General features: G+C 64.9%; 12 protein-coding genes and 1 tRNA gene. 4 read left to right on the forward strand and 9 right to left on the reverse strand.

The features are described from left to right. Positions 1 to 127: 127 nt before the first annotated feature. Positions 128 to 931 (reverse strand): enoyl-CoA hydratase-related protein, encoded by an 804-nt coding sequence (locus tag IVA80_RS22095; protein ID WP_247435165.1) that lies wholly within the window; start codon positions 929 to 931, stop codon positions 128 to 130. 159 nt (positions 932 to 1,090) lie between these two features. Between IVA80_RS22095 and IVA80_RS22100 the strand changes: the two genes are divergently transcribed. Beyond that, on the forward strand, positions 1,091 to 2,065 hold the full coding sequence (locus IVA80_RS22100) for a ketopantoate reductase family protein (RefSeq protein ID WP_247435170.1): 975 nt from the start codon (positions 1,091 to 1,093) through the stop codon (positions 2,063 to 2,065). 2 nt (positions 2,066 to 2,067) lie between these two features. On the opposite strand, the gene IVA80_RS22105 is transcribed toward IVA80_RS22100, so the two are convergent. Beyond that, positions 2,068 to 2,766, reverse strand: coding sequence for an alpha/beta family hydrolase (locus IVA80_RS22105; protein WP_247435197.1), 699 nt, complete (start codon positions 2,764 to 2,766; stop codon positions 2,068 to 2,070). Between the two features lie 120 nt (positions 2,767 to 2,886). Here IVA80_RS22105 and IVA80_RS22110 point away from each other — a divergent pair, with 120 nt between their 5' ends. Next, entirely contained in the window at positions 2,887 to 4,032 is a 1,146-nt protein-coding gene (locus IVA80_RS22110) for an acyl-CoA dehydrogenase family protein (RefSeq protein ID WP_247435200.1), read from the forward strand. Between the two features lie 12 nt (positions 4,033 to 4,044). On the opposite strand, the gene IVA80_RS22115 is transcribed toward IVA80_RS22110, so the two are convergent. The 3 genes from IVA80_RS22115 to IVA80_RS22125 form a co-directional block, all read right to left on the reverse strand. Further along, positions 4,045 to 5,187, reverse strand: coding sequence for an amidohydrolase/deacetylase family metallohydrolase (locus IVA80_RS22115; protein WP_247435172.1), 1,143 nt, complete (start codon positions 5,185 to 5,187; stop codon positions 4,045 to 4,047). A gap of 144 nt (positions 5,188 to 5,331) precedes the next feature. Further along, a tRNA-Arg gene (locus tag IVA80_RS22120) sits at positions 5,332 to 5,408 on the reverse strand. 93 nt (positions 5,409 to 5,501) lie between these two features. Further along, positions 5,502 to 5,696 carry a hypothetical protein gene (locus IVA80_RS22125; RefSeq protein WP_247435175.1) on the reverse strand — a complete coding sequence of 65 codons (195 nt, stop codon included), beginning with the start codon at positions 5,694 to 5,696 and terminating at the stop codon, positions 5,502 to 5,504. 118 nt (positions 5,697 to 5,814) lie between these two features. Here IVA80_RS22125 and IVA80_RS22130 point away from each other — a divergent pair, with 118 nt between their 5' ends. Continuing rightward, positions 5,815 to 6,171, forward strand: a complete 357-nt coding sequence (locus IVA80_RS22130; RefSeq protein ID WP_247435180.1) for a VOC family protein — start codon at positions 5,815 to 5,817, stop codon at positions 6,169 to 6,171. Here the strand turns inward: IVA80_RS22130 and IVA80_RS22135 are convergent. The 4 genes from IVA80_RS22135 to IVA80_RS22150 all read right to left on the reverse strand — a co-directional run bounded on the left by IVA80_RS22135 (position 6,168) and on the right by IVA80_RS22150 (position 9,909). Next, positions 6,168 to 6,545 carry a cupin domain-containing protein gene (locus IVA80_RS22135; RefSeq protein WP_247435182.1) on the reverse strand — a complete coding sequence of 126 codons (378 nt, stop codon included), beginning with the start codon at positions 6,543 to 6,545 and terminating at the stop codon, positions 6,168 to 6,170. The genes IVA80_RS22130 and IVA80_RS22135 overlap by 4 nt on opposite strands. A gap of 26 nt (positions 6,546 to 6,571) precedes the next feature. After that, positions 6,572 to 7,210, reverse strand: coding sequence for an RraA family protein (locus IVA80_RS22140; RefSeq protein ID WP_247435185.1), 639 nt, complete (start codon positions 7,208 to 7,210; stop codon positions 6,572 to 6,574). 25 nt (positions 7,211 to 7,235) lie between these two features. Continuing rightward, positions 7,236 to 8,753, reverse strand: a complete 1,518-nt coding sequence (locus IVA80_RS22145) for an AMP-binding protein (protein ID WP_247435188.1) — start codon at positions 8,751 to 8,753, stop codon at positions 7,236 to 7,238. A gap of 127 nt (positions 8,754 to 8,880) precedes the next feature. Continuing rightward, positions 8,881 to 9,909 (reverse strand): alpha/beta hydrolase, encoded by a 1,029-nt coding sequence (locus tag IVA80_RS22150; RefSeq protein WP_247435191.1) that lies wholly within the window; start codon positions 9,907 to 9,909, stop codon positions 8,881 to 8,883. Positions 9,910 to 10,117: 208 nt separating this feature from the next. On the opposite strand from IVA80_RS22150, the gene IVA80_RS22155 reads away from it, so the two are divergent. Beyond that, a complete protein-coding gene (locus tag IVA80_RS22155; protein ID WP_247435194.1) occupies positions 10,118 to 10,738 on the forward strand; it encodes a hypothetical protein in 621 nt (206 codons plus the stop codon). Positions 10,739 to 10,856: the final 118 nt, after the last annotated feature.

The following is a 10,856-nucleotide window of genomic DNA, read 5'->3' on the forward strand; positions in this document are numbered from 1 at the left end:
CTTGCCTTCCAACCAAGCCGCGCGACGCGCGCCACAAATAGCGCCGTAGCTAGCGCGGCTTGGCTGGAAGGCTGCCCGGGGCCCGTTACCCCATCTACATCCACAGCATCTGCCGTGGCTGCTGAGCTCACGTTTTCCCGCCACCCCAATTCGCCGCCCGCTTCTCGGCAAACGAGGCCAGTCCTTCCGCCGCCTCCACGCTCTGACGCTTGACTGAATGCAGGTGCACGAGCCGCGCATACGCCGCATCGTCCACCGCCATCCCGCCGAACGAGCTCTCCAGCGCGAGCCGCTTGGTCTCCGCTATCGCCTCCGGCCCGTTGGCGAGCAACTGCTCGACCACCTTGGCGCCGGCGGCTTCCAGCTCGGCGAGCGGCACCACCTCGTGCACGAGGCCGATGCGGCGGGCGTCCTCGGCGCCGAAACGCTCGCCGGTGAGTGCATAGCGGCGAACTTGCCGTACACCAATGGCGTCAACGAGCTGCGGAATGATGATCGCCGCGGTCAGGCCCCAGCGCACCTCGGTGATCGAGAACAGGGCATTGTCAGCGGCGATCACGACGTCGCAGGCCGCGATCACGCCGGTGCCGCCGCCAAAGCAGCCGCCCTGCACCAGCGCGAGTGTCGGGATCGGCAAGGTGTTGAGCCGCTGCACGGCCTCGAAAGTCGCGCGCGACGCCGCCTCGTTGGCATCAGTCGATTGCGGCCGCACGCCGTTGATCCAGTTGAGATCAGCACCGGCCTGAAAGTGCTTGCCATTGCCCCGGAGCACGACGACGCGCAAGTTAGGCTTCTTGCCGAGATCGTCCATGGCCGCGAGCACGCCCGCGATCAGCGCACCGTCGTAGGCATTGTTGACCTCAGGCCGGTTCAGCGTGACGGTCGCGACGCCGCGTTCGTTGAGGGTCCACAGGACGGGGCTGGCAGTCATCGGCGTTCCTCCGGTCGTTTGTTTATCGTGCACTATGGCCGAGGCCGCGCACCCCGATCCATATCTTTCCGGCGTAGGGCGGCCGCGTCCATCGCATGGCGGCTTGTGTCATGCTGCTGCCGGGCGGCATCCAAAGGATAAGAGACGGGACATCACACCATGCGCATCTGCATTTTCGGCGCGGGCGCCGTCGGCAGCCATATCGCGGTCAGGCTGGCCCGCGCCGGCCATGAGGTCTCGTGCGTGATGCGCGGCGCCCATCTGGAGGCGGTCCGCGCCAATGGCCTGAAGCTTCGCGTCGGCGATTCCGAGGTCACCGCCAAGGTGAACGCCTCGGGCGATCCCGCCCAGCTTGGTCCGCAGGATGTGGTGATCTCGACGCTGAAGGCCACCGCGCTTCCGGGGCTGGTCGCCAGCCTCAAGCCGCTGCTTCAGGAGGACACCGCGATCGTCTTTGCGCAGAACGGTATTCCCTGGTGGTACGGCATCGGCCTGCCGCCGCGGCATCCGATTCCGCCCGACATTTCCTTCCTCGATCCCGGCGGGCGCTTGCGCGCCTGCATTCCGAAAGAGCGGATCGTCGGCGGCGTCGTCTTCTCCTCCAACGAGGTGATCGCGCCCGGCGTGGTGCAGAACCTGACGCCGGACCGCAACCGCCTGCTGATCGGCGAATGCGACGACCGCAATTGCGAGCGGATCACCAGGCTTCGCGGTGTCCTCAACGATGCGCGGCTGGAATCGCCGCCGGTGGCGGAGATCCGCGAGGCGATCTGGTCAAAGCTGCTGACCAACATGTCACTGTCGGTGCTGTGCCTGCTCACCGGCCAGACCGCGCGCGGCGTGCGTGACGACCCGGCCTTTGCCGAGGTCATTCCGCGCATGTTGAACGAGGCCAACGACATTGCGCAGCACTTCATTCCCGAGGTCAAGCGCGTGACGCGCAGCGGACCCGCCCCCAACCACAAGCCGTCGCTGCTGCAGGATTACGAGCTCGGCCGCGCCATGGAGATCGACGTGCTGGTGAAGGCGCCGGCCGCCTTCGCACGCACCGCCGGCCTGTCGACGCCGACGCTCGACCTGATCGCCGCGCTCGCGATCCAGAAGGCCCGCGACAAGGGGCTTTATGCGGCTTGAGTTCAGGGAAGCTCGTCGATCCAGGCCGTGAGCGTGTCGAGCACCTCTTCGACTGCCTCTTCATTGGTCCGGCCGGATTTCTTTAGCACCGCGAAGGAGTGATCGCCGCCTTCGACCTCATGCAGCGTCGCTTTCGTTCCAAGCGCTGCGATGACCGGCCTGAGGAGGCCGAGATCGGCAAGCCCGTCGCGCGTGCCTTGCAGGAACAGCATCGGAATCTCGACATGGGCGAGGTGCTCGGCGCGCTCCGTCGACGGCTTTTTGTCGGCATGAAGGGGAAAGCCGAGGAAGGCGAGCCCCTTTACATCAGGCAGTGGAGCCTTGGATTGCGCCTGCGAAGTCATGCGCCCGCCGAAGGATTTTCCACCTGCGACGAGCTTCAGTCCGGGGCACAGCCGCGCCGCCTCCTCGACCGCTGCGCGGATGGCGGCGTGCGCGACCGCCGGTTGGTCGGGACGCCCCTGTTTCTTCTCCATGTAGCGAAAATTGAAACGGAACGTCGCGATGCCGCGATTCGCAAGGCCCGTCGCGACCTTGTCCATGAACGAATGCCGCATATCGGCGCCCGCGCCATGCGACAGGATATAGCAGGCGCGCGCCTTGTCCGGCTGCGTCAGGATCGCCGAGACGCTGCCGATGCGCTCGATGGCGAGCTTGAGTTCTTTGGTTTTGACGGCTTGGGTTTTGATCGCCACAATCAGACATCCCGATAGACGCTGCTCCGGCCGCCTTGGTAGCGTCACCGGCGCAGCCTGAAAACACAATAATTGCCGCCGCCCGCTCGCCTACCAAGCCGGAAAGCTGCATTGACCGAGGTGACCATGTCCTACCGCTCCGCCTGGATGACCGAAGAACTCGACGTTTTCCGCGATCAGTTCCGGAAGTATCTTGCCAAGGATTTGGCACCGCATGCCGAAAAATGGCGCGAGCAGAAGATGGTCGACCGCTTCGCATGGCGCGGGCTCGGCGAGATGGGCGCGCTGCTGGCGAGCGTGCCGGAGGAATATGGCGGCTTAGGTGCCACCTTCGCCTATGACGCGGCGGTGCTGGAAGACCTCGAAAGCACGGTGCCGGAGCTGACGACCGGCGTCTCCGTGCACAGCGCCATCGTTGCGCACTACATCTTCAACTACGGCTCGGAGGAGCAGAGAAAGCGCTGGCTGCCGAAGATGGCCTCGGGCGAGATGGTCGGCGCCATCGCGATGACCGAGCCCGGCACCGGCTCGGATTTGCAGGCCGTCAAGACCACCGCGAAGAAACAGGGCAATTCCTACGTCATCAACGGCCAGAAGACGTTCATCACCAACGGCCAGGCCGCCGATCTCGTCATCGTGGTCGCGCGCACCGGCGAGGCCGGTGCCAAGGGCATCTCGCTGATCGTGGTCGAAACGTCAGGCGCGGATGGCTACAAGCGCGGGCGCAACCTCGACAAGATCGGCCTGCATGCCTCCGACACGTCGGAGCTGTTCTTCGACAATGTCACGGTCCCGCCGGAAAATCTGCTCGGCGGTGAGGAAGGCCAGGGTTTTGTGCAGCTGATGCAGCAATTGCCGCAGGAGCGCCTCGCGCTCGCGGTCGGCGCGGTCGCCTCGATGGAGCGCGCCGTAAAACTCACCACCGAGTACACCAAGGAGCGAAAGGCGTTCGGCAAGCCGCTGATGGATTTTCAGAACACCGCCTTCACCCTCGCCGAGCGCAAGACCGAAGCGATGATCGCGCGCGTCTTCGTCGACTGGTGCATCGAGCGCCTGGCCGCAAAAGACCTCGACACCGTCACGGCGTCGATGGCGAAATACTGGTGCTCGGACAAGCAGGTCCAGACCGCCGACGAATGCCTCCAGCTGTTCGGCGGCTACGGCTACATGCAGGAGTACCCGATCTCGCGCATCTTCATCGATTCCCGCATCCAGAAGATCTATGGCGGCACCAACGAGATCATGAAGCTGCTGATCGCAAGGTCACTGTAGCGCTTCTCGCCGTTAGTAGTTCGGATGCCACCAGCGGCCACCGATGACGACGCCTTCGGAGACGATCTTGCTGTTACCGATCAGGTGCTCGCCGACCACGTCCTCATAATCGAACTGGCCTTGTTTGACCGAGATCAGCGTGGCGTCGCCGACGCTGCCCGGCTTGAGGCTGCCGAGCTCGGGGCGCCGCAGCGCCATCGCCGCATTCACGGTCGAGGCAGCGACGACGTCGGAGAGCGACATGCCCATGCACAAAAACTTCGACATGGTCGTGACCTGGTCGAAGGCCGGACCGTCGATGCACAGCATGTGGATGTCGGAGGAGATCGTGTCGGGATAGAAGCCGTTGGCGAGCATCGCGCGCGCGGTCTTGAACGCGAACGAGCCCTTGCCGTGGCCGATGTCGAACAGCACGCCGCGCTCGCGCGCCTCCAGCACTGCTCGCTTCACCGTGCCTTGCGCGGTCGCAGGCGTGTTGGGGAAAGGCCGGAACGCATGGGTGAGCACGTCGCCGGGCCGCAGACGGGCCAGCACCTCCTCATAGCTCGGCGGCGGATGGTCGATATGCGCCATCAGGGGCATGCCGACTTCGTTCGCAACCTCGAGCGCGATGTCGAGCGGCACGGCCCCCGATGTGCCGGAGGAGTGCAGCCCCACGCGCACCTTGATGCCGACGATGAGATCGCGGTTGGCATCGGCCACCTTGGCCGCCTCGATCGGGTTCATCAGCCGCAATTCCTCGCTCTCGCCGACCATGATCCGGTGCGAGAAGCCGAAAATGCCGGCATGCGAGACGTGCAGGTAGGCGAGGATGCGGACCTGGCTCGGCTCGATCACATGCTTGCGGAAGCCCGCGAAGTTGCCGGGCCCCGCGCTGCCGGTATCGACGGTCGTGGTGACGCCGGACAGGCGGCAGAATTCCTCGGCGTCGATGCCGAGCGAGGTGCCGCCCCAATAGACGTGGGTATGGAGATCAATCAATCCCGGCGTCACGATGAAGCGCGAAACGTCGCGCACGTCAGTGCCCGGATCCGCCTTGAGACCGCTCCCAACCGCAGCGATCTTGCCGCCGGCGAAGGCGACATCGGTCACGGCATCGAGCTTCTGGGACGGGTCGACCACGCGGCCGCCGCGCAGGATCAAGTCGAAAGGCATGGTCGTCTCCGGATGGGGCAGTGAGGCGGGCAGTGAGGCGTGGCGGTCGGGCACATCAGCCGGGCCAGCAAAGAAGGAAGCCCTTCGCTTCTAGCAATTTTTGCGCCGATCGCCGGGGCAAACCGTGACGGTGGCCGATGAAAATGGCGATCCCGGGAAGACTCGAACTTCCGACCTACGGTTTAGGAAACCGTCGCTCTATCCGGCTGAGCTACGGGACCGCGGAACCCGCGAAACAGCATGCGGGCACGTGGCGTCTCCTTAGCAGAGCAGGTCCGGGATCGCCAGTGTCGCGATGGTTCGAAGGGGCGGCCTCAATCGTGCTCCTCGAGCTGAGCCGTCGCGCCGTGGACCGGGCAATTCGCGTCGGGAGCCGCCAGCATGCCGGCGGGCTCCTGCTCATCCGTGTGGTCGTCATGGGAAATGACCCGGCAGGTGCAACCCAGCTCGATCGCTTCCGCCGTCCCCGGTTTCGGCAATGCGCCGTCCGGCATTGCTGGTAATCGCATCGGGACCTCGGCCTGTTGGACGTCCGCCAAAACGAAACGTCGACCATCACCAATCGTTTCACTTGCGCTCTATCATCGCCGGGCGCAATCCACGACCAACCAGCGGGAGACTGCCATTATGATCGACGGGATCAGCGCCATCACCCTCGGCACCCATGACATGGACCGCGCCGTCCGGTTCTACCGCTCGCTCGAATTCGAAATCCTGCATGGCGGCGAAGCCGCCTCGTTTACGAGCTTTCGCGCCGGATCGGGCTATCTCAACCTGATCGCACAGCCGCAGGACAAGCACTGGTCCTGGTGGGGCCGCATCATCTTCTATGTCAGCGACGTCGATGCGCTCTATGAGCGCGCGTTGGCTGCGGGATGGCGCCCCTCGAGCGTGCCGCGCGATGCCGAATGGGGCGAGCGCTACTTCCATCTCACCGACCTCGACGGCCATGAACTCAGCTTCGCGCGGCTGTTGCAGCGTTAGCGCTGCGTCGTCCCGAAACCCGATCCCGGCGTCCTGTATTCTGGCCGTGGTGGACTGAAAATGTCCAGCACGCGGGCGCCGTCGGGGCCGGCGCGCATGGTGTGCGGCACGTTGCCGGGCGTGCGCCAGAAGTCGCCCTTCTTCACGGGGATCTCTTCGTCGCCCTGAACGCGGACGGCGGAGCCGTCGAGCAGCACGCCCCATTGCTCCTCGGGATGGTGATGCAGCGTGCCCTGCGCGTGCGGCGCCAGCGTCACCACCGACAGCATCGCCTGCTCGCCGGAGAAGATGCGCGTGGTCACCCCCGCCGCGAGCTCGCGAAACAGCCCGTCGCTGGTATCGTCGATGGTGTGGAATTCGTCCTTCTGGCTCACGCCATCCTCCCTTTCTTTTTCTCTGATCAGGATTTGCCGTACGAGCCCTGGTAGCGGCCCTCGCGGATTGTCTTCAGCGTCTCCTCCTCGCGCGCGATTTGGGCGCGCACGGCGTCCAGCAGCGCCGCCGCACTGGGGGCGGGAAACGACACCACGCCGTCCTCATCGCCGACCACGATGTCGCCGGGCGAGACCACCGAGCCGCCGATCGAGACCGGGACATTGATCTCGCCGGGACCGTTCTTGTAGGGACCGCGATGGATCACCGCGCGGGCAAAGCAAGGAAAGTCGTCCGCGGCGAAAGCCGCGACATCGCGGATTGCGCCATCGATGACATAGCCTTCGGCTTTGCGCCACTGCGCGATGTTCTTCATGATCTCGCCGACCAGCGCGCGGGTCTCGTCGCCGCCGCCATCGACCACGATGACATCGCCGGGACCAACCAGTTCGAGCGCGCGGTGAATGGCAAGATTGTCGCCGGAACGGGTGCGCACGGTGAATGCCGTCCCCACCAGCTTGCCGCCGCGATGATAGGGCTTTAGTCCCACCGCGCCGGACAGCCGGGCGAGATTATCTGAGATGACCGAGGTCGGCGCGCCTCGGAAGCCCTCGATGATATCGGCCGGCGGCTTCGGCACGCCGTTCGCTGCGATGGTGATCGTCATATCCTGAAGTCCTTCCGCAATTGTCTTACCCGGCGGGCACCTGCGCCTTCGACGGCAGAATCCGGAAGGCGCGCCCCTCCTTCATCCACGCCGCGCGCTCGTCGCGCAACAGCGTGCGGCGGACTTTTCCGGAATCATCGCGCGGCGGGGTGGTGACGATCTCGAAGCTCTCCGGATGCTTGTAGCGGCTGAGCCGGTCTTTCAGAAAGTCCGCCATGCCGTCGGCGATGGCCTGACCGTCCGCATCGGGCTCCGGCTCGATGATGGCGTGCACGCGCTGGCCCAATTCCGGATCGGGCAATCCCACCACCACGCAGGAGCGCACGCCGGGGCAGGCGGAAACCGCGGCTTCGACCTCGGCCGGGTAGATGTTGGCGCCGCCGCGCAGCACCATGTCGGCGAGGCGATCGCCGAGATAAAGATAGCCTTCCGCGTCCAGCCTGCCGATGTCGCCGAGCGATTCCCAGCCGTCCGCGCGGCGCTTCGGCTCGGCGCCGAGATAGTGATAGGTGGCGTCCTTGCCATCATTGTTGAGGAAGTAGATCTCGCCGGTCTCGCCCGGCGCGACGTCGCTGCCATCCTCGCCGACGATGCGCAGCTTTGCCATCTCGCCTATCTTGCCGACCGAACCCTTGTGCGCGAGCCATTCCGTGCCCGAGATGATGCAGGAGCCCTGCCGCTCGGTGCCGCCATAGAGCTCCCAGATCCGCTCAGGCCCAAGCCAGGCGATCCAGTTCTCCTTCAGCCAGGGCGGCATCGGCGCGGCCATGTGGAATACGGTCTGCAGGCTCGATACATCGTAGGCGTTGCGCACGTTCTCCGGCAGCGCCCAGATCCGGTGCATCATGGTCGGCACGAAATTGATCCATTGCACGCGCTCGCGCGCGATCTGGCGCAGCGTCTCCTCGGCGTCGAACCTGACGAGGCCGGTGAGCTGGCCGCCGGCGAACAGCGCGTAGTGCGACACGATGAACGGCGCATTGTGGTAGAGCGGACCGGGATTGAGCAGCGAGACCCCGAAGGGGATGTTGAGCGGCGGCGCAGCGACAGTGTCGGTCACAGCCGGCTGATGATCGAGGATCACCTTCGGCCGGCCGGTCGAGCCGCCGCTGGTCATGGCTTTCCAGTAGCGGGCCACCGGGGCATCGAGCGGCGCGTCCGAACAACCGTCCGGCACGAAATCTGCCGGCAGGCGGTTCGGCGCGTTCCAGTCGGCCTCGCCGCCGACCACCAGCGCCGGCTTCAGTATGTCGAGCACCGCAGCGGCTTCGCCGCGCGGCAACCGCCACGACAGCGACGTCGGCGTCGCTCCGCACTTCCATACCGCAAACGAGGTCTCGAAGAACGCGTTGCCGTTAGGCAAACCGATTGCGACAAAGTCGCCGGGCTTGACGCCCTTGGCCATAAACGCCCGCGCGCGCCGATTGGCGCCGCGTTCGAGCTCGTCCCATGTCAACGTATCCTGCCCATGACGGACGGCGATCGTGCCTTGCGGTTTACGCTCTGCGTACCAGCGCGGCACGTCGGACAGGGGCAGCAGCATCAGGCGTTTCCACTTCGTCTTCTTGGCGTCGTCTCAGGATGAGGCGCTTCGCGAGACGAAGTGTAACAGCCGGAGCCAACCCTTCAAGGTGCCCGCCTTCAAGATGCCCGCCTTCAAGTTAGCCGCGTCAGCGCTCCGCCCCGCAGCCCGGAATATCGAACAGCGCCGCGAGCCCGCATTTCGAGGTCAGCATCTTGTCGCCGTCGTGGCCGACGCCGGCGACGTCCCAGACCCGGTGATTGGGCGTACCGCGGTCGCGCTTGGCCATCGCATCCGCATAGGCGTGGCCGCGGGCGTAGCGCGTAGGCCCCTGCGCCTTGGCCATGCAGCTCTTGTCCAGCGCGGAATGGTCGGGATTAGTGTCGAGCGTGCCGAGCAGATAGACCACCTCACGCTCGACATAACGCTGCTCGAGCGCGTCCGGCGTCGCGTTCGCAAGATAGGGCGGACGCCCGTCCATGCCGTATTTCCAACTGTTGTAGCCCGGGCAGGATGCGGCGATCGCCGGCACGGGCCGCGCGCTGCTGAAATAAGCGTAAGAGGAGGGATTGGCGACGACGTAGCGGACATCGATATGCTGGCGCGACAGCGCCGCCTCGCCTTTTCCGGCAATGGCGTAGCGTTGGGCGACCTGGCCGCCGCCGGAATGGCCGGCGATGACGATCTGCTTCAGGTTCGGGAAGATGCGCCGGTCCGAGAGTTTTGCGAGGATCGCATCGAGCGCCTCGAAGGATGACACTGGATTCGGCGCCAGCGCAGCATCGCCGTGCTCCCATCCTTCCAGCGACCAGCGCAGCGTGTCCGCTGGCAGCTTGTGCGCTTCGATATCGATCTCTGCCAAAAACTGCGGCACGATCATCAGCGCGGTCTTGCCGTCGTCGCCCGCGGCAACCTGCGCAGTATGGGCCGCCATATAATATTCGTCGGCGTTGCGCAGGCGTCCGTGCAGCACGATGATCGCGCGCGAGATCGCCGGCAGCGGCAGCGACCAGTCGCTGGAGAGGTAGAGCGGCAGTATGCCCTGGCCGCCGAGCGAGAGCCGCGCCTCGGCAATCGCCCTCACCGGCTTGCGGTTGGGCGCATTTTCGTCCGCTGCGAACGCATGGCTGGACATGAACGCCAAGGTAATTGCGGCGAGACGGGCCAACGCTCTCATGACGGATAGTTCCCTTTGAATTCAAACCGATAAAGTCTAAGCGGATCATGTGCCGCGCGGCTGTGACTCCGGCGCCACGTCAAGCAAAAAATGTCAGCATTGCAGCCATGAATTTTCCGAGTTCCACGGGTGACAAGCCGGCGATAAAGGGGCAAAAATCCGGCTCGACTCAGTTCGGGTTGAGTTTTGCAAGGAATGCTCCCGTAGCATGTCGTCCGTGTTCGCATCGCGTCTTGTGGCGCTTCTCGTTGCCACAGCAGGATTTTTTCTGCTGACGCCGTTGCATGCCCAGGCGCAATGGTGGAAGCGCGCACCTGTCGATTTCGAGGAATGCGCCGACGCCGCCGAGAAGGCCGCGAACAAGACCGAGAAGACGGCGGCGCTTGCCGATTGCAACGCCAAGTTCGCCGGCCGCCGCAAGACAGGCGGCGGCTATTCCTATTACGATTTCCTCCAGGACCGCACCTTCGACATCGCCGGACCGAACCCGACGCCGGAGGAGCAGAAGAAGATCGACGAATCCTACACCGCCTACCTCGCCAATCAGCGCCGCAGCAATGAAGCGGCTCAAGCCGCCGCGCGCCAGCAGCGCGAGCAGCAGGAACAGCAAGCCCAGCAGCTCCAGCAGGTCGCGCTGCGAACCGAGGTCGAGCGCGTGCCGGTGCCGGTCGAACGGCCGAAGATGCAGCAGGCCGTTGGCCCGCGACCGAAGGACGCGCCCTGCACCAAAGGCTCGTTCTCCTGCGAATGGCCGCGGCTGTCGGGGGGATTGAACGATCTGAAAAAGCTGTTCAACCCGACGCCGAGCAAGCCGGCGAAGAAGGGCTGAGCTGAGACTCCGGCCGAATGTAGATTCCATGGGGCGGTGAGCGGGCTCTTTCCGATAGGTTTGGGTTTCCACACTCGAACCATCGGAGAGTTTGATGCAAGCATCGATCGAGAGCACG

Origin of the sequence: Bradyrhizobium sp. 139, assembly GCF_023074175.1 — a bacterium.
Taxonomy (GTDB): Bacteria; Pseudomonadota; Alphaproteobacteria; order Rhizobiales; family Xanthobacteraceae; genus Bradyrhizobium.